The sequence below is a fragment of the Nocardia sp. NPDC058518 genome, assembly GCF_042719655.1.
Classification (GTDB): domain Bacteria; phylum Actinomycetota; class Actinomycetes; order Mycobacteriales; family Mycobacteriaceae; genus Nocardia.
Window position 1 is genome coordinate 199,234 of record NZ_JBHXNJ010000003.1, and the last position, 20,974, is coordinate 220,207.

Below are 20,974 nucleotides of genomic sequence, written 5' to 3' on the forward strand. Positions count from 1 at the left end.
GTTATCGGTGTTCTTCCTGTTGTCGATCCACTGTCGATAGTCCGTTCCAGCACAGGGCGGACGCAGTGTCGACCGCGTCCTTTTTCGGGATCGGCCGCCCGGCCTCCAGCCAGTGGCCTGCCGCGAGGCGGCTGAGGCCGACCAGTCCCCAGGCGTGGATGTCGGCCCTGTTCGCGTCCACACCCGCTGCCCTCAGTTCAGCGCTCACCGAGACGGCGCATTCGCGCATCGCGTTGCGCACCCGCCATTCGACGCACGGTTCGCTAGGCACCGCCGATTCGAACACCAGCACATACCCGCCCAGGTCGTGTTCGACGAAATCGAAATAGGCCTGCACCGCCCCACGCACCCGGTTTCGTGGCTCGGTGCCCGCAGCGAGAGCCGCGCGGACCCCGTCGACCATCCGGTCCAGATGAAGTTGCAGCACAACGAGATACAGATCCAGCTTGCTCGCGAAATGATCGTAGAGCACCGGCTTGCTGATCCCGGACCTGGCGCTGATCTCGTCCATCCTGGCGCCGTGGTATCCGTTGGCGACGAAGACCTCTTGCGCGGCGACCAGCATCGTCTGCCGCCGGTGGGCCCGCGCGACGGGCCCACGAAGGTCGGCGGCAGAGCTGGCCGATCCCCCGGCACCCAGGGTCACCGGGTGCCGGGTGTCGCCGCGCATCGTCGTCATCGGAAACCGGTGCTCAACCGAGCGTTTCGCCTGCTGCGGCCTTGGTGCGCAACGACTCCGGGACCTCGAAGCGGGCGCCGTAGGCCGCGCGTAGCTGGTCGGCCCGCGCGACGAATCCGGCGAGGCCGCCCTCGTACTGGTTGATGTACTGGATCACACCACCGGTCCAGGCGGGGAAACCGATGCCGAAGATCGATCCGATATTCGCGTCCGGCACCGTGCGGAGCACACCCTCGTCGAAACACCGCACGGTGTCGATGGATTCGGCGAACAGCATCCGTTCCTGCATGTCGATGAACGGGATGCCGTGGTCGCGGGTGTACTTCTCGGCAAGTCCCGGCCACAGGCCGAGCTTCTTGCCGTCGGCGTCGTAGTCGTAGAAGCCGCGGCCCTCGAGCCTGCCCGGCCGGTCGAAGTCGTCGACCATCGCGTCGACGAGCGGGTAGGCCTTCGAATCGGTCCAGTCGCGGCCCTCGGCGAGCAGGTTCTCCTTCAGGCTGCGCCGGATCTTCTGGGCCAGTTTCATATTGATCTCATCGGCCAGCGCGAGCGCGCCGACCGGGTAGCCCGCCTGGGTGGCGGCCTGTTCGACGCTGGCGGGGTGCACGCCCTCGGCGACCAGCGCGATGGCCTCGTCCATGAACTGGCCGATGACCCGGCTGGTGAAGAAGCCGCGGCTGTCGTTGACGACGATCGGGGTCTTCTTTATGGCGAGGGTGTAGTCGATGGCGCGGGCGATCGCTTCGTCGCTGGTCTGGTCGCCGACGATGATCTCGACCAGCGGCATCTTGTCCACGGGCGAGAAGAAATGCAGACCGATGAAGTCCGCGGGTCGCTGTACGCCGGTGGCCAGGTCGGTGATCGGCAGGGTGGAGGTGTTGGAGCCGAGCAGGGCATCCGGGTTCACCAGCGCCTCGATCTCGCCGAACACCTTCTTCTTCAGGCCAGGGTCCTCGAACACCGCCTCGACGACGAAGTCGCAACCGGCGGCGTCGGCCGGATCGGCGCTCGGGTGGATGCGGCCGAGGATCTCGTCGTACTTGTCCTGGGTCACGGCACCCTTGCTCAGCGCCTTGTCCAGCAGCTTGGCCGAGTAGGCCTTACCGCGCTCGGCCGCCTCGATGGTGACGTCTTTGAGCACGACCTGCATGCCGGCGCGGGCCTGCACATAGGCGATGCCCGCGCCCATCATGCCCGCGCCGAGCACGAGGACCTTCTCCGGCGTGCGCACGGGGAAGCCTTCGGGGCGGCTGCCGCCCTTGTTGATCGTCCCCAGATCGAAGAACAGGGACTTGATCATGTTGGTGGAGACCTGGCCGCAGATCAGCTTGGTGCAGTAGCGGGTCTCGACGGCGAACGCGGTGTCGATGTCGACCTGCGCACCCTCGACCGCCGTCGCCAGCACCGCGATCGGCGCGGGCATCGGCGCGCCCTTGAGCTGCTTGCGCACATTGGCCGGGAACGCGGGCAGGTTGGCCGCCAGCGCCGGGCTCGACGGGAGGCCACCGGGGATCTTGTAGCCCTTCACATCCCACGGCTGGGCTGCCTCGGGGTTGGCCGCGATCCAGGCGCGGGCCTGCGCGAACATCTCCTCGCGGGTGGCGGCGACCTCGTGGATGATCCCGACCTGCAACGCCTTTGCGGGTTTCATCCGCTGGCCCTGCCCGACGACATTGAGCACGGCGTTGGTGATACCGAGCAGCCGCACGGTCCGGGTGACACCGCCCGCGCCGGGCAGCAGCCCGAAGGTGACCTCAGGCAAGCCGAGCAGGCTGCCCTTGGCGTCGAGCGCGATCCGGTGGTGGGCGGCGAGCGCGACCTCGAAGCCGCCGCCGAGCGCGGTGCCGTTGATCGCGGCGACCACCGGCTTACCCAGCGTCTCGAGTCGACGGAACGCGGCCTTGTAGGTGTCGAGGCCGAGCGCGATCTGCGGCGCGGTCTCCGGTGTCGCGTTCATCAGCAGGTTCAGGTCGCCACCGGCGAAGAACGTGTCCTTGCCCGAGGTGAGGATGACGCCGTCGAAGGTGTCCTTCTCCGCCTCGAGCCGGTCGACGGTCGCGGTGAGGTCGCGCGCGAACGCCTCGGTCATGGTGTTCGTCGACTGGTTCGGGTCGTCGATGGTGAGCACGAGCACCCGGTCGGTGCCCAGCTCCCAGGCAATCATGTTCTCGCTCATGGTCTTTCCTCTGTATCCGGGTCCGGCGCTCAGACGCGCTCGATGATGGTGGCGATACCCATGCCGCCGCCGATGCACAGCGTGATCAGCGCGCGGCGCGCTCCCCGGCGCTCCAGCTCGTCGACCATGGTCCCGGTGATCATGGCGCCGGTGGCGCCCAGCGGGTGGCCCATGGCGATGGCGCCGCCGTTGACGTTGATCTTCTCGTCGGGCACGCCGAGCTTCTTCTGGAAGTTCAGCACCACCGAGGCGAAGGCCTCGTTGAGTTCGAACAGGTCGATGTCGTCGACGGTGAGTCCCGCGACGGCGAGCGCCTTCTCGGTCGCCGGGACCGGTCCGGTCAGCATGATCGTGGAGTCGCTGCCGCTGACCGCGGAGGCGATGATCCTGGCGCGCGGGGTGAGACCGGCTGCGCTGCCCGCGGATTCGCTGCCGATGAGCACCAGCGCCGAACCGTCGACGATGCCGGAGGAGTTACCGGCGTGGTGCACGTGGTCGATCTTCTCGATGTGGTGGTAGCGCTGCAGGGCGACCGCGTCGAAGCCACCCATCTCCCCCATCGCCGCGAACGACGGTGTGAGCCCGGCCAGGCTGTCGACGGTGGTGCCCGGCCGCATGAACTCGTCGTGGTCGAGCAGCACGGCGCCGTTGATATCGCGCACCGGGACAACCGATTTGGCGAAGTAGCCGCCCGACCAGGCCGCTGCCGCCTTCTGCTGCGACCGCACCGCGAAGGCGTCGACGTCCTCGCGGGTGAAACCCTCGATCGTGGCGATCAGATCGGCGCTGACGCCCTGCGGCACGAAGTAGGACTGGTAGTTCGTGATCGGGTCGAGCGCCCACGCGCCGCCGTCGGAGCCGAGCGGAATCCGCGACATCGACTCCACGCCACCGGCGATGACGAGCTGCTCCCAGCCCGACCGCACCTTCTGCGCGGCGGTGTTGACCGCTTCCAGGCCCGAGCCGCAGAACCGGTTGAGCTGGACGCCGGCGACGGTGTCGGGCAGTCCGGCCGCGATCGCGGCGGTCTTGGCGATGTCGGCGCCCTGGTCGCCCACCGGCGACACCACGCCGAGGACGATGTCGTCGATCGCTGCCGGATCGAGGTCGGGATGGCGGGTCTTGAGTTCATCGATGAGCCCGACCACCAGGTCGAGCGGCTTGACGCCGTGCAGGGCGCCTGTCTTCTTGCCGCGGCCGCGCGGGGTGCGGATCGCGTCGTAGATGTATGCCTCGGTCATGGTTCCTCGAAAAGTGTGTGGGGTGATGCCGGGTCAGCGATGGGTGAAGTTCGGTGGCCGCTTGTCGACGAAGGCGTTCATGCCCTCGGTCTGGTCCTCGATCGCGAACAGCGAGTGGAAGACGCGGCGCTCGAAGCGGATTCCCTCGGCGAGGGTGGTCTCGAAGGACCGGTTCACTGCTTCCTTGGCGATCATGGTGACCGGCAGCGACTTCGCCGCGATGGTCTCGGCCACCTCTGCCGTGACGTCGAGCAGGTCGTCGGCGGCCACGATGCGCGAGACGAGGCCGGCGCGTTCGGCTTCCTCGGCGCCGATGGTGCGTCCGGTCAGCACCATGTCCATCGCCTTGGCCTTCCCCACCGCGCGGGTGAGTCGCTGGGAGCCACCGATGCCGGGGATCACGCCGAGCTTGATCTCGGGCTGACCGAATTGCGCGGTGTCGGCGGCGATCAGGATGTCGCAGAGCATGGCGAGCTCGCAGCCCCCGCCCAGCGCGTATCCCGCGACCGCGGCGATGGTGGGCTTGCGGAACTGCGCGAGCCGGTCCCAGCGGGCGAAGAAATCGTCCATGAACATGTCCATGTACGACTTGGGCGCCATCTCCTTGATGTCGGCGCCCGCCGCGAATGCCTTGGCGGAGCCGGTGATCACGACGGCGCCGACCTCGTCGTCACGCCCGAGTTCGTCGAGCGCGGCGACGATGTCATCGAGCACCTGGGTGTTGAGCGCGTTGAGTGCCTTTGGCCGGTTCAGCGTGATCCAGCCGACGCGGTTCTTGGTCTCGACCAGGATGGTTTCGTAGTCGTTCACGCGGTGGCCTCGCCGGATCGGTCGCGGATGTCGGTGACGATGGCGGAGAAGTCGCGATGTGCGTCGGTCTGGTTGAACCGCGCGTAGATCGCGGCGGCGAGTTCGCCGAGCTGACCGTCGATCCCGTTGGCCTGCAACGCGTTCGCGGCCAGGGTGAGGTCCTTCGACATCAGCGCGGTGGCGAAGCCGGGCAGGTAGTCGTTGTTGGCCGGGCTGGCGGGCACCGGGCCTGGCACCGGGCAGTAGCTGGTCAGCGCCCAGCTCTGGCCCGACGCGGTGGACACCACGTCGAAGAACGACTGGTGGCTCAGGCCGAGTCGCTCACCGAGCACCAGCGCCTCCGACAGCCCGATCATGGAGATCCCGAGCAGCATGTTGTTGCAGATCTTGGCGGCCTGACCGACCCCGGCGTCACCACAGTGCACCACCTTGCCGCCCATCACCCCGAGCACCTCGCTCGCGTCGGCGAAGTCGGCGGCCGCGCCACCCACCATGAAGGTGAGGGTGCCCGCGGTGGCACCGGCGACACCACCGGAGACCGGCGCGTCCAGCGGGCGGTGACCCGCCGTGACGGCCAGTGCCGCAGCTGCTTTCGCGTCGGCGACGTCGATGGTGGAACAGTCGATGAACAGCGTGCCCGGCGTGGCGGCGGGCAGCAGTTCGGCGTAGACGTCGAGGACGAGTTTGCCGTTGGGCAGCATGGTGATCACCACGTCACGGTCGGCGGCGGCCGCGGCGGCGGTGTCCACCACGGTCGCGCCGTCGGTGCGGGCCTGCTCCTGCGCGGCGGGCACCGGGTCGTAGGCGAGCACTTCGTAGCCCGCCCGCACCAGGTTCGCCGCCATCGGGCCGCCCATGTGGCCGAGCCCGAGGAAACCGATCTTCTTGCTCATCGCTGCGCCTTCGCTGTCGTCGAACCCAGTTCCGCCGCACCGAGATCGGCGAAGTAGGCCGCCACCTGGTCGTCGGTTACCTCGGCGAGCGTTGCCGGCCGCCACTGGGGATTGCGGTCCTTGTCGATCACCTGGGCGCGAATGCCCTCGACCAGGTCGTGTGAGCCGAGCGCGGCGACCGAGACCCGGTATTCCTGGTCGAGCACCGCCTCGAGGCTGGTCAGTTCGCGCGCAGCGCGCAGCGACCGCAGCGTGACCTTCAGCGCCACCAGCGATTTCGCCAGCAGGTCGTCGGCGGCCTTCGCGGCATCGGGTGACTCGTGGGCCCGCAGCCTGGCCGCGATCTCCTCGACGGTGTCCGCGCTGTAGCAGGCATCGATCCAGCTCTGCTGGGCGAGCAACTCCGAAGCCGGTGCGGGCGTGGCGAACTGCGCGATCGCCTCGTCGGCACTCACTGTGCGCAGCGCGTCGAGCAGGCCGTCGAGATCGCCGGAAGGCACGTAGTAGTCGGCGAATCCGGCCGCGATCGCATCGCCTGCGCCCATGCGGGCGGTGGTCAGCGCGACGTGGGTGCCGAGCTCACCGGGCGCGCGCGAGAGCAGGTAGGTGCCGCCGACGTCGGGGATGAAACCGATACCGACCTCGGGCATCCCGATCTTGGACCGCTCGGTGACGACGCGGTGGCTGCCGTGCCCGGACAGGCCGACCCCGCCGCCCATCACGATGCCGTCCATGATCACCACATACGGCTTGGGATAGCTGCCGATCAGCGCGTTGAGATGGTACTCGTCGCGCCAGAACCGCCCGGTCGGCGAATCAGCGCCGGCCGTACCGCCTTTCGCGTCGGCGTGGATGGCGACGATGTCGCCGCCCGCGCAGAGCCCGCGCTCGCCCGCGCCGGTGAGCACGACGGTGCGCACCGCGTCGTCGTCGGCCCAGGACCGCAGCGCGTCGGTGATGGCAAGGGTCATCGCGTGATTGAGCGCGTTGATGGCCTTGGGCCGGTTCAGGGTGATCAGGCCGAGACCGTCACGGACGGTGATCAGGACTTCGGGCTCGTCGGTCATGCTGCTCCGATCAGTGAGCGGGCGACGACCACCCGCATGATTTCGTTGGTGCCCTCGAGGATCTGGTGCACTCGCAGGTCGCGCACGATCTTCTCCAGGCCGTATTCGTGCAGGTAGCCGTAGCCGCCGTGCAATTGCAGTGCCTTGTTGGCGACCTCGAAACCGGTGTCGGTGGCGAATCGCTTCGCCATCGCGCACAGGGATACCTTGTCCGGTGCGTCGGCGTCCAGCGCGGCGGCGGCCCGCCACAGCAGGGTCCGTGCCGCCTCCAGCTCGGTGCCCATATCGGCCAGCTCGAACTGCAGAGCCTCGTTGCGCACCAGCGGTTTACCGAAGGCGTGGCGTTCGGTGAGGTAGCGGACCGTCTTGTCGAGCGCGGCCTGCGCGCCGCCGATCGAGCAGGCGGCGATATTGAGCCGCCCGCCGTTGAGTCCGTTCATCGCGATCGTGAAGCCGTCGCCCTCGGCCCCGAGGCGGTTGGCGACCGGCACCCGGGCGCCGTCGAGCAGGACCTGACGGGTCGGCTGGGCATTCCAGCCCATCTTCTTCTCATTGGGACCGACCGTCAGACCCGGTGTGTCGGCCGGGACGATCAGCGCCGAGATACCGCGCGGGCCGTCCCCGCCGGTGCGCACCATCATCACGTACACGTCATTGGCGCCGGCGCCGGAGATGAACTGCTTGGCGCCGGTGAGGATGTAGTCCTCGCCGTCGCGAACGGCCTTGGTACTCAGGGCCGCCGCGTCGGAGCCGATGCCCGGCTCGGTCAGGGCATAGCTGCCGAGCAGCTCCATCGACGCCATCCCCGGCACCCACCGCTGCCGCTGCTGCTCGGTGCCGTAGGCATCGATCATCCAGGTCGCCATGTTGTGGATCGAGATGTACGCCGCCACCGAGGGGCACCCGGTCGAGAGCTGTTCGAAGATCCGGACCGCGTCGAGCCTGCGCAGTTCGGAGCCGCCGACGTCGCCGCGCACCGAGATGCCGCCGAGCCCGAGCGGGCCTGCCTTGCGCAGCACATCGACCGGGAAGTGTTTGCGCTCATCCCAATCCAGCGCGTTCGGCGCCAGGAACTCGTCGGCGAACTGGCGCGCGGTCTCACCGATCGCGCGCTCGTCCTCATCGAGGGTGAACATCACCGCATCAGTCCATCGTCGGGATGACGAACGCGTTGGACTCCTTGAGCCCGGCAGGCCAACGCTGGGTGACAGTCTTGGTCTTGGTGTAGAACCGGATCGAGTCCGGGCCGTGCTGGTTGAGGTCGCCGAAGCCCGAGCCCTTCCAGCCACCGAAGGTGAAGTAGGCGATCGGAACCGGGATCGGCACGTTCACGCCGACCATGCCGACCTGCACGCGGGCGGAGAAGTCGCGGGCCGTGTCGCCGTCGCGGGTGAAGATCGCGACACCGTTGCCGTATTCGTGCTCGTCGACAAGCCGCAGCGCTTCTTCGTAGTCGCCCGCGCGCACCACGGTGAGCACCGGGCCGAAGATCTCTTCTTTGTAGATCCGCATGTCGGCGGTGACGTTGTCGAACAGGCTCGCACCGACGAAGAAGCCGTCCTCGGCGCCGTCGACGGTCAGTCCGCGGCCGTCGACCAGCAGCTGCGCGCCCTCGTCGACACCGATCTGCACGTAGTCGTTGACCCGGTTCACACCGTCGAGCCCGACCAGCGGGCCGAAGTCGGCGCCCGGGTCGTCGGAGCGGCCGACATTGAGCTTGTGCACGCGCTCGGTGAGCTTCGCGACCAGCCGATCCGCGGTCTCCTGACCCACCGGCACGGCCACCGACAGCGCCATGCAGCGCTCACCCGCCGAGCCGTAGGCCGCGCCGATGAGCTGATCGGCGACATCGTCGAGGTCGGCGTCGGGCATCACGACCGCGTGGTTCTTGGCCCCACCGAAGCACTGCGCGCGCTTGCCGTTGGCGGTCGCGGTCTCGTAGATGTACTGGGCGATCGGGGTCGAGCCGACGAATCCGACCGCCTTGATCCGCGGGTCGTGCAGGATCGCGTCGACGGCTTCCTTGCCACCGTTGACCACGTTGAACACGCCCGGCGGCAGACCCGCCTCGAGGAACAGCTCGGCCAGGCGCAGCGGCACCGAGGGATCACGCTCGGACGGCTTGAGCACGAAGGCGTTGCCGCAGGCCAGCGCCGGGCCCGCCTTCCACAGCGGGATCATCGCCGGGAAGTTGAACGGCGTGATCCCGGCGACGACACCGAGCGGCTGACGCATCGAGTACACGTCGATGCCGGTGCCCGCGCTGTCGCTGTACTCACCCTTGAGCAAGTGCGGAATGCCGATGGCGAACTCGATGACCTCGAGTCCGCGCTGGATGTCGCCCTTGGCGTCGGCGATGGTCTTGCCGTGCTCGGCCGAGAGCAGCGCGGCCAGGCTGTCCATCTCGTCGTTGACCAGGTTCACGAACTTCATCAGCACCCTGGCGCGCTTCTGGGGGTTGAACGCCGCCCACACCCGCTGGGCCTCGGCCGCGTTCGCGATCACCGCGGCCACTTCGGCGGTGTTCGCCAGCGGAACCCTGGCCTGGACCTGTCCGAGGTTGGGATCGAAGACGTCGCCGTAGGCGCCGGAAGTGCCGGTGACGTGCTTGCCGCCGATGAAGTGCGTGAGTTCGCGAACCATGCCAGTCCTACTCCGTTGATGTCGGTTGCGCGGTGCGCGCAGTTGGAGGTTATCCAATAGTTGGATGTCCAAGCAATTGGAACCTTCGCAGTACGGTTGATGTTTGTCAATGCCCTACCCTCACTATTGACAGATTGCCAACAGAGTGTCCACTCTGGTGCGCAGTCCATCGAAACAAGGAGAGGAACTCGATGAGCACCGTCGACACCGACGCCGAGTCGGAGCTGCAGGGCCTGGCCGAGCTGGCCCGCAACTTCTTCGTCAACACCGTCGCGCCGCACCGCGAGGAGTTCGCCGCGCAGGGATACCCCAGCCGTGAGGTCTACCGGCAGGCTGGCGAGCTGGGCCTGCTGTGCATGTCGGTTCCCGAGGAATACGGCGGCGGCGGTGGCACTTTCGCGCACGAGGCCGTGCTGTTCACCGAGCAGGTCAAAGGCGGCGACTCCGCGATGCAGCTGGGTGTGCACACCGGCATCGTGCCGCACTACATCCTGTCCTACGCCTCGGAGGAGAACAAGAAGCGCTGGCTGCCCAAGCTCGCCTCCGGCGAGTGGATCGGCGCCATCGCCATGACCGAGCCGGGCACCGGCTCGGATCTGCAGAACATCGCGACCAAGGCGGTGAAGGACGGCGACGACTACGTGATCAGCGGCGCCAAGACCTTCATCTCCAACGGCCGCAACTGCGATCTGCTGATCATCGCCGTCAAGACCGACCCCAGCCTCGGCGCCAAGGGCGTGTCGCTGGTGGTCGCCGAGGTCGCCGACGACACCCCCGGATTCGAGCGCGGCAGACTGCTGAAGAAGGTCGGCCAGAAGGGCCAGGACACCACCGAGCTGTTCTTCGACGGGCTCCGGGTGCCGCAGGCGAACCTGCTCGGCGACGCCGAGGGCCAGGGCTTCATCCAGCTCATGCAGCAACTGCCGCAGGAACGGCTGATCTGTGGGGTCGCCGCCGCGGCCGCGATCGAGGCCGCCGTCGACGAGACGCTCGCCTATGTCAAGCAGCGCAACGCATTCGGCAAGCCGCTGTTCGCCCTGCAGAACACCCGCTTCGAGCTGGCCGACTGCGCGACGATCGCGACCGTCGTGCGCACCTTCGTCGACGATGCGGTGGCCAAGCACCTGCGCGGCGCGCTGGATGTGAAGACCGCCGCGATGATCAAGTACTGGACCACCGATCAGCAGTCCCAGGTGATCGACCGGTGCGTCCAGCTGCACGGCGGCTACGGCTACATGGAGGAGTACCCGATCGCGCGCCTGTGGATCGACGGGCGCATCTCACGCATCTACGCGGGCGCCAACGAGGTCATGAAGGACCTGATCGCCCGCTTCCTCTGACGCGCCGGCCCGCGTCTACGAGCCGGTCACCAGAATCGGGACCACGTAGGCGCGGGCGAACGCCGCCAAGGCCTGTTCCGAGCCGGTATCGATGGTGCCGACCGGCTGCAGGATCAGCGAGTGCACCACCCGGCAGACCACTTCGACGCGCGCACTGAGATCGGGGATGTCGGGGAATCGACTGTCCTCGAGCACCTTTCGGATGATCTCCGTGGACGCGGCGACCGAGAGCAGGAAGAACGACGCGCCGTCGACGGTGAGCTGCGGCAGCAGCCGGTCGGCCTCCAGGGTCAGCAGCCGCTCGACCAGTGGGTGCGCCCGCCAGCGCGTGATCACGGTGGTGAAGATGTCGACGACGATGTCGTCGAAGGTGTCGTGGCGCGCCGGGATCTCCCCCAGGTCGGCGAGCAGCCTGCGCACCTCCCGTTCGAACGCCGCGCTCACCACGTCATCGCGCGACCCGATGCGCCGGTAGACGGTGGCGCGGTCGACGTCGGCGGCCCTTGCGATGTCCTCGATCGTCGTCTTGCGCACGCCGACCCGCTCGAACTGCACGAGGGCGGCATCGAGAATTCGTTCTTCGACCGAGTCGGCGGTGGGCGAATTCCCCGAGGTCGCGGCGGTAGAGAGCACGGTTCGACGGTAGCAGGCGCGGCGAGCCACGGTCACAGACGTGGATCAGATCACTGTGCAACATTGCGAAGATATTTGTTGCACTGTACGGTCTCCATATGGCTGATAACGGTGCAACGGCGCGCTCCTATCAGGAAGAAGCGCACGCAATTCACGCGCGGGATGTGCATTTCGACTTCACGTCGGTGCCCATGCACTACATCCCGGGCGAAGTACTCGCGACACATGTCACCAATGTGATGCATCTCGTACTTCCCGAGGGCGAACGAGCGATGGCCACGTGCCTCGCCGAGGCCCTGCCCTATATCCAGGACGAGCGGCTGCGGGAGGAGGTCACCGGGTTCATCGGCCAGGAGTCGATGCACGCCAGCAGCCACGAAGGCGCGCGGCGGCATCTGCAGTCGATCGGGCTCGATGTGGAGTCCTATGTCGCCAAGATCGCCTGGATGGTCGATCGGATCCTCGGCGACCAGGGCCTCACCGGCCGCGCCAAGGAGGAATGGCTCAAGGAACGCCTCGGCCTGTTCGCCGGGATGGAACACTTCACCGCCGTCATCGGCGAATGGCTGCTGGAATCGGATGTGCTGGCCGAGCTCGGGATGGACCCGACGATGCTCGATCTGGTGCGCTGGCACGGCGCCGAGGAGGTCGAGCATCGCAGCGTGGTGTTCGACGCGTACATGCACGTCGACGGCGGTTACGCCCGGCGGCTGCGCACCGGGCTGCTCGCCAGTGGCACCCTGCTGCCGCTGTTCATCGTCTCGACCGCCTACCTGTATCGCCAGGACCCCAGCAAGAACAAGGGACGCTCCTGGGCCAGGCAGTTCGTGAGCGCGACGGTGCGCGGAGTGATCCCGAACTTCACCACCTTCGTCACCGAGATGCCGCGCTACCTGCGGCCGGGTTTCCACCCCTCGCAGCTGGGTTCGATGGACAACGCCCTGCGATACCTGGCGCATTCGCCGGCGGCGCGCGCGTGAACCCTGTCGCCGATGTCGCGACGCCGAGCCTGCGAGCGCTCGGCGCCGCCGTCGACATCTACAAGAAGGTCTTCACCCAGCCCACGCTGTCGCCACCACATCCGGTGCGACACAACGGCTTCGACCTCGACGTCCGGGTGGAAGCGGTGCACGCCGAGGCCACCGATGTGGTGAGCCTGACCCTCGCCCACACCGAAGGCGCGAACCTGCCGTCGTGGCGGCCGGGTTCCCACATCGACGTCTTCCTCGCCTCGGGCCGCCAACGCCAGTACTCCCTGTGCGGCGACCCGCGCGACCGGCACCGCTACCGCATCGCGGTGCGCCGTCTCGCGGACGGCGACGGCGGATCGCGGGAGATGCACGCCCTGCGCTCGGGGGACGTGCTCCGTATCCGCGGCCCGCGCAACGCTTTCACCTTCGTCGAGACCGCACCGTCGTACCTGTTCATCGCCGCCGGGATCGGGATCACCCCGATCCTGCCGATGGCGCACGCGGCCGGTTCTCGCGGACGGCTGGTCTACCTCGGTCGGTCGCGGGAAACCATGCCGTTCCTCGGCGAACTCCCCGCGGGCACCGAGCTGCGCCCCGACGACGAGACCGGCACACCCGACATCTCCGCGCTGCTCGCCACCGCGGCTCCCGGCGCGGCGGTGTACGTGTGCGGCCCTCCCCCGGTTCTCGATGCCGCCCAGCGCGGCCTGTTCGCGCGCAATCCCACCGCCTCGCTGCACACCGAACTGTTCTCGGCGCGGCCGGTGACCGACGGCAAGGAATTCGACATCACCCTCGCCCGCAGCGGGGAGACCGTGCGGGTGGGCAGCACCGAGACCGCGCTCGAGGCGATTCGCCGGGCGCGCCCCGATGTCGCCTTCTCCTGCAGGCAGGGCTTCTGCGGCAGCTGCAAGACCAAGGTCATCGCGGGCGAGATCGACCACCGCGACCGACTGCTCCCCCCGGGCGAGCGCGCCGATCACCTCCTCACCTGCGTATCCCGTTCCGCCGGTGGCGCACTCACGCTGGACCTCTGACCGCGAAAGGCATGGTCCCATGACCACCTCCCTCACCTTCGACGTCCACAGTCCCGCGACCGGCGCCCTGGTCGGTTCCTATCCCCACCACGACGAGATCGACGTCGAGGCCGCCGTCGAGCGGGCCCACGGTGCCGCGACCTGGTGGCGCACAGTGGGTTTCGACGAACGCGCCCGTCGCCTCGATCGCTGGCGCACCGAGATCACCCGCGGCCGCGACGAACTCGCCCGCCTCATCGGCGCGGAGATGGGCAAACCGCACTCCGACGCCGCACTCGAGATCGTGATGGCGCTCGAGCACCTGAAATGGGCCGCGCACAACGCGAAAGACGTGCTCGGACCGCGCTCGGTCGCGCCGAGTCTGCTCACCGTCAACCAGGCCTGCCGGGTCGAATACCGCCCCTTCGGCGTGGTCGGGGTGATCGGCCCGTGGAACTATCCGGTGTTCACCCCGCTCAGCTCGATCTCGTTCGCTCTAGCCGCCGGCAACGCGGTGGTGTTCAAACCCAGTGAGTACACCCCCGGTGTCGGCGTCTGGCTCGCTGAGGCGTTCACCCGTGCGGTGCCCGAACAGCCTGTGCTGCAGGTGATCACCGGCGGCGGCGAGACCGGTGCTGCGCTGTGCCGCAGCCGGGTCGGCAAGATCGGGTTCACCGGTTCCACCGAGACCGGCAAACGGGTGATGGCCGCCTGCGCGGAACGCCTCACGCCGGTCCTCATGGAATGCGGTGGCAAGGACGCACTGATCGTCGACGCCGACGCCGACCTCGGCGCCGCGGCCGACGCCACGCTGTGGGGCGGCATGGCCAATGCGGGACAGACCTGCCTGGGCGTGGAGCGGGTCTACGTGCACACCGACGTCTACGACACGTTCCTCACCGAATTGCTCGATCGGGCAGGCGATCTGCGTGCCGGGCAGGGCACCGCGAAGATCGGTCCGATCACCATGCCCAAGCAGCTCGCGGTGATCCAGCGCCACATCGAGGACGCCATCGCGCGCGGCGGCCGGGCACTACTGGGCGGGCTCGACGCCATCGACGGCCAGTTCGTGCAGCCGACCATCCTGGTCGACGTGCCGCACGATTCGGCCGCGGTCACCGAGGAGACCTTCGGCCCGACGCTGGTCGTCACCCGGGTCGATTCCATGGACGAGGCGATCGAGCGGGTCAACGACTCCGAGTACGGGCTCGGCGCCACCGTGTTCGCCCGCCGCGACGGCGACGCGATCGCCGACCGCATCAACGCGGGCGGTACCTCGATCAACGCGTTCATCGCGCACGCCACCATCCCGGCGCTGCCGCTGGGCGGGGTCGGGGCCTCCGGCTTCGGCCGGGTGCACGGACCCGACGGCCTGCGCGAGTTCACCTACGCCAAAGCGACCACCCGGCAACGGTTCTCCTCGCCGCTGGCGCTCACGACATTCACCCGCAGCGCCACGATCGACAACGTCGTCGATCGCCTGGTGTCGGTGCTGCACGGAAGGATCGGCTGACCCATGCCCACAGAACACACGCACATCGTCGTGCTCGGCGCCGGATTCGGTGGGATCGGGCTGACGATCAAACTCCGCGAAGCCGGCTTCGACGACATCGTCGTGCTGGAACGCGCCGATGACCTCGGCGGCACCTGGCAGGCCAACACCTACCCCGGCTGCGCCTGCGATGTGCCCTCCCAGCTCTACAGCTACTCCTTCGCACCCAACGCGGAGTGGTCGCGCACCTACGGCAAGCAGGCCGAGATCCTCGATTACCTGCGCACCGTCGCCGAGGACAACGACGTGATCCGGCATGTGCGCCTCGGCACCGAACTGCTGGACGCGCGCTGGGACGACGAGCAGTCACTGTGGCGGATCGAGACCTCGCGCGGCGAGCTCACGGCGGACTACTTCCTTTCCGCGGCAGGCATTTTCGCCGAGGCCAAGTATCCGTCACTGCCCGGTCTCGAGACCTTCGAAGGCACGGCCTTCCACTCGCTGCACTGGGATCACGACCATGATCTGACCGGCAAGCGCGTCGCGGTGATCGGCACCGGCGCCTCCGCGGTCCAGTTCGTGCCGGAGATCCAGCCCGAGGTCGCCGCGATGACGGTGTTCCAGCGATCGGCACCGTGGATCGTGCCGCGGCTCGACCGGCCGACGATCGGACTCGAGCGTCGGCTGCTGCGTCAGATCCCGTTGGCGCAGAAAGCCGTTCGCGGCACCTGGTACTCGCTGATCGAGAGCTTCGGCCTGGTCGGGTTCGTCGACAACCGGTTCCGCCATCCCTACGAGCTGCTCGGCCGGATCCAGCTGCGCCGCCAGATCCGCGACCCGAAGCTGCGCGCCAAGGTGACCCCGGACTACATGCTCGGCTGTAAGCGGGCGATCTTCTCCGACGCCTACCTGCCCGCCCTCGACAAGGACAACGTCGATGTGGTGACCGACGGCATCGCCGAGGTCCGCGCGCGCTCCATCGTCACCCGCGCCGGGGTCGAGATCCCCGTGGACACCATCATCTACGGCACCGGCTTCACCTCAACGCCGAGTGTGTTCGACCGCATCATCGGCCGCGACGGGCATTCGATCGCCCAGCTCTACCGGAAGCGGCCGCAGACCTACCTCGGTGCGGCGGTCGCCGGATTCCCGAACTTCTTCTGCACACTCGGCCCGTTCGGTGCGGTGGGCAACCAGTCGGCGGTCTTCATGATCGAGTCGCAGATCGCCTACATCGTCGACGCGCTGACCACGCTGCGGACCCGCGGCGAGACCCGCGTCGAGGTCCGCCCGCAGGTGCAGGAGGATTTCGTCGAGGAGATGCGCGTGCGCAGCACCGACACCGTCTGGCTGACCGGCGGTTGCGACAGCTACTACACCACCGCCGAGGGCGGCAACGCCGGACTGTATCCGAGCTGGAGCTTCGAATACCGGCGCCGCACCCGGCGATTCGACATCGAGTCCTACGAGGTGTCGGCATGATGCGCCTGCCCGATCTCACACCGGCCGGCTGGTTCGCCCCCTCCTACGACGTGGCGGGCAAGGTCGTCCTGATCACCGGTGCGGGCCAGGGCATCGGCCGTGAGCTGGCCGCGATCCTGTCCCGCCGCGGCGCGCAGGTCGTCGTGATCGACATCGACGCCGCCGCGGCCCGCCGGGCAGCCGACGAGTTGGGAGGCGACGCCCATGGCATCGGCGCCGATGTCGCCGACCGGGCACAGATGTCGGCGGCGGTCGAGGAGGTGGTGCAGCGGTTCGGCACGCTCGACGTGGTCGTGGCCAACGCGGGTGTGACCCCGGTGCCCGCCACCGTGCGCACGATGGACCCGGCCGACTTCGACCGGGTGATCGGCATCAACCTCACCGGTGTGTTCAACACCGTGCATCCGGCGCTCGACCATATCGTCCGCGCGCGCGGACATGTCGTCGTCGTATCGTCGTGCGCGGCGTTCGCGCCGGGGATGGGCGGTTCGCCGTACATGGTGAGCAAGGCCGCGGTCGAGCAGTTGGGCCGGGCACTGCGCGTGGAACTCGCCGCGAGCGGGGCCAGCGCGGGCGTCGCCTACTTCGGCATCGTCGACACCGCGATGACCCACGACATGCTCGATGTCGACGACCTCGGCAAAGAGCTCGACGGAATGCTGCCGTGGCCGCTCAATGTGCGGATCACCGCCGAGTACGCCGCCCGCACGATCGCCGACGGCATCGCCCGCCGCGCGCCGCGCACCATCGCGCCGAGCGGCTGGGAGCCCTACGCGCTGTTGCGCGGCGCGATCAACGTCGTCCTCGATCACCGGCTCGCCGCCGACTCCACGGTGCACGCGCTGATCCGGTCGATCGAGCAACGCCGGTGACCATCGAACGCGGGTCGCTGCGGGCCCGCACCGTTCGGCAGGTCTCGGCATTCACCGTGGGCCAGCTGGCCGCGCTCACGCCGGTGAACGCCTACACGCTGCCGCCGTCGCGGCTGCTCATAGAACAGGCATTGCGGGCGGGCGCGCCACCGTTGCGCGCGACGACGACCGAGCCGGTGGACGAGGACGGGATCCGCGGCGAGTGGGTGCGTGGGCCGCGCGCCGACCGTTGCGACGCGGTCGTGCTCTACATCCACGGCGGCGGGTTCGTCGCGGGGTCGGCCCTCGGGTACCGCGGCGTCGCCTCCCGGTTGTCCACCGCGACCAGACTTCCGGTGTTCACCCTGGACTACCGGCTCGCCCCCGAGCACCCGTTCCCCGCCGCTCCCGCCGATGTCGCCGCCGCGTTCCGGTGGCTGACCCGGCGCTATCGCGCCGACCGGATCGTCGTCGCCGGTGATTCGGCCGGCGGCTTCCTCGCGGCGCATCTGGCCGTCGAGAACGCCCGCGCCGGGCTGCCCGAACCGGGTGCGCTGGTGCTGTTCTCCCCGATGGCCGACCTGAGTCTCGCCATCGCGATCGGCCACGAGAACGAGCACCGCGACGGACTGCTGTCCACCCAGATCGCCAGGCAGGCGATCGCCGCCTTCACCACCGAACCGTTCGAACTGCGGCCCGTCCCCGGAATGCGGTTGCCGCCCACCCTGATCCACGCCAGCGACACCGAGTACTTCGGCGCCGACGCGACCGTGCTGGCGAGTCGCTGGCGCGACACCGGAGCGCACTGCGAACTGCAGGTGTGGCCGGATCAGATGCATGCCTTCCAGACGCTGCCCATCGTCGTCCCCGAATCCAGAACGGCCTATCGAGCGGCGGCTCGCTTCGTCGCCGCTCATCTCGACACCGCACCCGCGGTCATGACCCAGAAAGTGCCTGCCTCGTGAGCATTCCCCGTTTCGACACCCTGCCCGCAGCTTTCCAGCACACCGCATCGATCGATCCCGCGGCGGTCGCTCTGCGTACCCCCGGTGACGCCAAGACGATCACCTGGGGCGAGTACGCGGCCCAGGTCCGCGCGGTGGCCGCCGGACTGGCCGGTCTCGGCGTGCGCCGCGGCGACACCGTCGCGTTGATGATGAGCAACCGGGTGGAGTTCTATCCTCTGGAAGTCGGCGCGCAGCATCTGGGCGCCACCTCGTTCTCGGTGTACAACACCCTCTCCCCCGAACAGCTCGCCTACGTGCTCGGCAATGCCGAAGCGCGCGTGGTGATCTGCGAGCCGCAGTACGTCAAGCTGATCGCCTCGTCCGGTGTCGAACTCGATCACATCGTCTGTGTGGACGAGGCACCCGAGGGCACGCTGTCGGTGGCCGATCTGGTCGAAGCGGGCCGCGACGATTTCGACTTCGACGCCGCTTGGCGTGCGGTGCGCGGCGATGATGTCGCGACCCTGATCTACACCTCGGGCACCACCGGCGCGCCCAAGGGCGTCGAGACCACCCATGCCGCGCTGCTGTTCCAGGTGCACGGCATCGCCGGCATCCTCGGCATCGAATTCGGTGACACCATCACCTCGTTCATGCCGACGGCCCATATCGCCGACCGGCTCACCGCGCTCTATGTCCAGGAGGTGCTCGGCACCCAGGTGACCTGTGTCGGCGACCCCAAGCAGATCGCCCCCGCCCTCGCCGACCTGCATCCGACCATCTGGGGCGCGGTACCGCGAGTGTGGGAAAAGCTCAAGGCCGCTATCGAATTCAAGGTCGCGGCCGAACCCGACGAGACGCGCCGCCAGGGCATGGCATGGGCGATGTCGGTCGCCGCGGCACGCAGCGCTCACCAGCTGGCCGACGAACCGGTGCCCGCCGAGCTCGCCGCCGAATGGGCGCGGGCCGACGACCTGGTGCTGAGCAAGCTACGCGCGGCCCTCGGTCTGGACCGGGTGCGGTGGGCCATGTCCGGCGCTGCCCCGATCCCGCCGCAGACGCTGGCCTTCTTCGCCGGTCTGGGCATCCCGATCGCCGAGATCTGGGGCATGTCGGAGCTGTCGTGCATCTGCAGCGTCAGCCATCCCAGCGACGCCAAGCTCGGTGCGGTCGGAAAGTTGTTGCCCGGCATGGAGTCCCGGCTCTCCGACGACGGTGAACTGCACGTGCGCGGGCCACTGGTGATGAAGGGCTACCGCGGCCTGCCCGAGCAGACCGCCGAGGCGGTCGACGCCGAGGGCTGGCTGCACACCGGTGACATCGTCAACATCGACGACCAGGGCTACCTCCGCGTCGTCGACCGTAAGAAGGAGATGATCATCAACTCGGCGGGCAAGAACATGTCGCCCACCAACATCGAGAACGCGATCAAGGCCGCCACCCCGCTGATCGGCGCCATGGCCGTCCTCGGCGACGGCAGGTCCTACAACACCGCCTTGATCGTGCTCGACGCCGAATCGGTCGAGCCCTACGCTCGCGAGCACGGCTTGGCCGACGCCTCCGCCGCCGCGCTGGCCGTCGATGCCACGGTGCTCGCCGCGATCGAAGCCGGTGTGGCCGTGGGCAACAGCAAGCTCTCGCGAGTGGAGCAGGTCAAGCGCTTCCGCGTCCTGCCCACGTTCTGGGAGGCGGGCGGCGACGAGGTCACACTCACCTTGAAGCTCAAGCGCAAGGTCATCGCCGAGAAGTACACCGCGCAGATCGACGAGCTCTACGCCGAGAACCCGCCCGCCCATATCGTCAACGCCGGGTAACCCGTCTCCTCAGCCGAAGACCGAACAGCCCCAGCTGATCCCAGCTGGGGCTGTTCGGTCACTGTTTCACACCGATGAACAGGCCGAGGCCGAACGGCTCCGGCCGAACGAACTCCGCCGGACACCCCGCCGCCGCGAACGCCGCGAGGTACTGCTCGCGGGTGAAGAGCGCCAGCCGATGTCGGTCGGTGAGGTGGCGGATCCCGCGCTCCGGGGTTGCGACCAGGTAGTGCACGGTCATCACGACCGCATCTGCTTCCCGCACGGCATGGGAGAAGCGGGTCAGCGCACCATCGTCGTTCTGGATCAGATCCGTGGCCAGGTCGTCGACAGCGACAGAGTCCGGGAACGCCCATGGCTCGATCACCAACACTCCGCCGGAGCCGAGGTGCCGCCCCAGAGCGGCCAGCGCCCGGACCAGGTCGGGGTAGTCGTCCACATAGGCGATGGAGCTGTACATCAACGTGACGACATCGAACGTGCGCCCGAGATCGAAATTCCTCATGTCGCCCTGGTGCATGGTGATCTCGGGTAGCTGCCGCTCGGCCAGCGCGATCATTTCCGGCGACTGGTCCAGGCCGGCCGCGTCCGGGAAGTCCGCACGTAGGTAACGCAGGTGGCTGCCGGTCCCCGAGGCGACGTCCAGCACGGACTCGGCTTCGGGGTTGCGGGCACGGACGAGATCCGCAACAAGCCGGGCCTCACCCGCGTAGTCTTTGCCGCGGTCGGCCTGGATGCAGTCGTAGATTTCGGTGAGCTCGCCCTCGTACATCTCAGCGATCCTCTCGGTAGACGCAGGCCAGCGAGAATAAGTCGGGGGGGGGGAGGGGGCGGGGAGAACGCGCGGCCCCCCCCCCAGAAAGAATGTGTGTAAAAAAACAGGAAAATAGAGTGAAGAATGAGCAGAGAGAGAGAGTGA

The 20,974-nt window shown here is 68.2% G+C and carries 18 protein-coding genes; 8 read left to right on the forward strand and 10 right to left on the reverse strand.

Annotated elements, in window-relative coordinates; all coding sequences use genetic code 11:
- Position 1 precedes the first annotated feature (1 nt).
- The 8 genes from ACFWPX_RS08005 to ACFWPX_RS08040 are packed head-to-tail and all read right to left on the reverse strand — an operon-like array spanning position 2 to position 9,509.
- Positions 2–679, reverse strand: a complete 678-nt coding sequence (locus tag ACFWPX_RS08005) for a TetR/AcrR family transcriptional regulator (protein ID WP_378926746.1) — start codon at positions 677–679, stop codon at positions 2–4.
- Between the two features lie 13 nt (positions 680–692).
- Positions 693–2,855, reverse strand: coding sequence for a 3-hydroxyacyl-CoA dehydrogenase NAD-binding domain-containing protein (locus ACFWPX_RS08010; protein ID WP_378926747.1), 2,163 nt, complete (start codon positions 2,853–2,855; stop codon positions 693–695).
- A gap of 29 nt (positions 2,856–2,884) precedes the next feature.
- Positions 2,885–4,096 (reverse strand): acetyl-CoA C-acetyltransferase, encoded by a 1,212-nt coding sequence (locus ACFWPX_RS08015; RefSeq protein ID WP_378926748.1) that lies wholly within the window; start codon positions 4,094–4,096, stop codon positions 2,885–2,887.
- A 33-nt stretch (positions 4,097–4,129) separates the two neighbouring features.
- Positions 4,130–4,906: an enoyl-CoA hydratase gene (locus ACFWPX_RS08020; RefSeq protein ID WP_378926749.1), complete on the reverse strand. Its 777-nt coding sequence runs from the start codon at positions 4,904–4,906 to the stop codon at positions 4,130–4,132.
- On the reverse strand, positions 4,903–5,799 hold the full coding sequence (gene mmsB / locus ACFWPX_RS08025; protein ID WP_378917893.1) for a 3-hydroxyisobutyrate dehydrogenase: 897 nt from the start codon (positions 5,797–5,799) through the stop codon (positions 4,903–4,905). The genes ACFWPX_RS08020 and mmsB overlap by 4 nt, the downstream gene beginning before the upstream one ends.
- Positions 5,796–6,866, reverse strand: coding sequence for an enoyl-CoA hydratase/isomerase family protein (locus tag ACFWPX_RS08030; protein WP_378926750.1), 1,071 nt, complete (start codon positions 6,864–6,866; stop codon positions 5,796–5,798). Before ACFWPX_RS08030 ends, mmsB begins: the two co-directional genes overlap by 4 nt.
- Positions 6,863–8,002, reverse strand: a complete 1,140-nt coding sequence (locus ACFWPX_RS08035) for an acyl-CoA dehydrogenase family protein (RefSeq protein WP_378926751.1) — start codon at positions 8,000–8,002, stop codon at positions 6,863–6,865. Before ACFWPX_RS08035 ends, ACFWPX_RS08030 begins: the two co-directional genes overlap by 4 nt.
- Positions 8,003–8,009: 7 nt before the next feature.
- Entirely contained in the window at positions 8,010–9,509 is a 1,500-nt protein-coding gene (locus ACFWPX_RS08040) for a CoA-acylating methylmalonate-semialdehyde dehydrogenase (protein WP_378926752.1), read from the reverse strand.
- Positions 9,510–9,700: 191 nt separating this feature from the next.
- Here ACFWPX_RS08040 and ACFWPX_RS08045 point away from each other — a divergent pair, with 191 nt between their 5' ends.
- The gene (locus ACFWPX_RS08045; protein ID WP_378926753.1) at positions 9,701–10,849 is read left to right on the forward strand and encodes an acyl-CoA dehydrogenase family protein; all 1,149 of its coding nucleotides are present in this window, start codon (positions 9,701–9,703) and stop codon (positions 10,847–10,849) included.
- Positions 10,850–10,864: 15 nt separating this feature from the next.
- On the opposite strand, the gene ACFWPX_RS08050 is transcribed toward ACFWPX_RS08045, so the two are convergent.
- On the reverse strand, positions 10,865–11,482 hold the full coding sequence (locus ACFWPX_RS08050) for a TetR/AcrR family transcriptional regulator (RefSeq protein ID WP_378926754.1): 618 nt from the start codon (positions 11,480–11,482) through the stop codon (positions 10,865–10,867).
- Positions 11,483–11,580: 98 nt separating this feature from the next.
- Here ACFWPX_RS08050 and ACFWPX_RS08055 point away from each other — a divergent pair, with 98 nt between their 5' ends.
- From ACFWPX_RS08055 to fadD11, 7 genes are read left to right on the forward strand one after another with little or no spacing between them, the layout of a single operon-like run.
- Positions 11,581–12,462: a metal-dependent hydrolase gene (locus ACFWPX_RS08055; RefSeq protein ID WP_378917905.1), complete on the forward strand. Its 882-nt coding sequence runs from the start codon at positions 11,581–11,583 to the stop codon at positions 12,460–12,462.
- Positions 12,459–13,490, forward strand: coding sequence for a PDR/VanB family oxidoreductase (locus ACFWPX_RS08060; RefSeq protein ID WP_378926755.1), 1,032 nt, complete (start codon positions 12,459–12,461; stop codon positions 13,488–13,490). The genes ACFWPX_RS08055 and ACFWPX_RS08060 overlap by 4 nt, the downstream gene beginning before the upstream one ends.
- Before the next feature lie 19 nt (positions 13,491–13,509).
- Positions 13,510–14,982, forward strand: coding sequence for an aldehyde dehydrogenase family protein (locus ACFWPX_RS08065; RefSeq protein WP_378926756.1), 1,473 nt, complete (start codon positions 13,510–13,512; stop codon positions 14,980–14,982).
- Between the two features lie 3 nt (positions 14,983–14,985).
- Positions 14,986–16,443: a flavin-containing monooxygenase gene (locus tag ACFWPX_RS08070; RefSeq protein WP_378926757.1), complete on the forward strand. Its 1,458-nt coding sequence runs from the start codon at positions 14,986–14,988 to the stop codon at positions 16,441–16,443.
- Positions 16,443–17,315, forward strand: a complete 873-nt coding sequence (locus tag ACFWPX_RS08075; RefSeq protein WP_378918139.1) for a short-chain dehydrogenase/reductase — start codon at positions 16,443–16,445, stop codon at positions 17,313–17,315. The genes ACFWPX_RS08070 and ACFWPX_RS08075 overlap by 1 nt, the downstream gene beginning before the upstream one ends.
- Positions 17,312–18,259, forward strand: a complete 948-nt coding sequence (locus ACFWPX_RS08080) for an alpha/beta hydrolase (protein ID WP_378926758.1) — start codon at positions 17,312–17,314, stop codon at positions 18,257–18,259. Before ACFWPX_RS08075 ends, ACFWPX_RS08080 begins: the two co-directional genes overlap by 4 nt.
- Positions 18,256–20,055, forward strand: coding sequence for a fatty acid--CoA ligase FadD11 (gene fadD11, locus ACFWPX_RS08085; RefSeq protein WP_378926759.1), 1,800 nt, complete (start codon positions 18,256–18,258; stop codon positions 20,053–20,055). Before ACFWPX_RS08080 ends, fadD11 begins: the two co-directional genes overlap by 4 nt.
- 58 nt (positions 20,056–20,113) lie before the next feature.
- Here fadD11 and ACFWPX_RS08090 read toward each other — a convergent pair whose 3' ends face one another.
- Positions 20,114–20,827, reverse strand: coding sequence for a class I SAM-dependent methyltransferase (locus ACFWPX_RS08090; protein ID WP_378926760.1), 714 nt, complete (start codon positions 20,825–20,827; stop codon positions 20,114–20,116).
- Between the last annotated feature and the right edge of the window lie 147 nt (positions 20,828–20,974).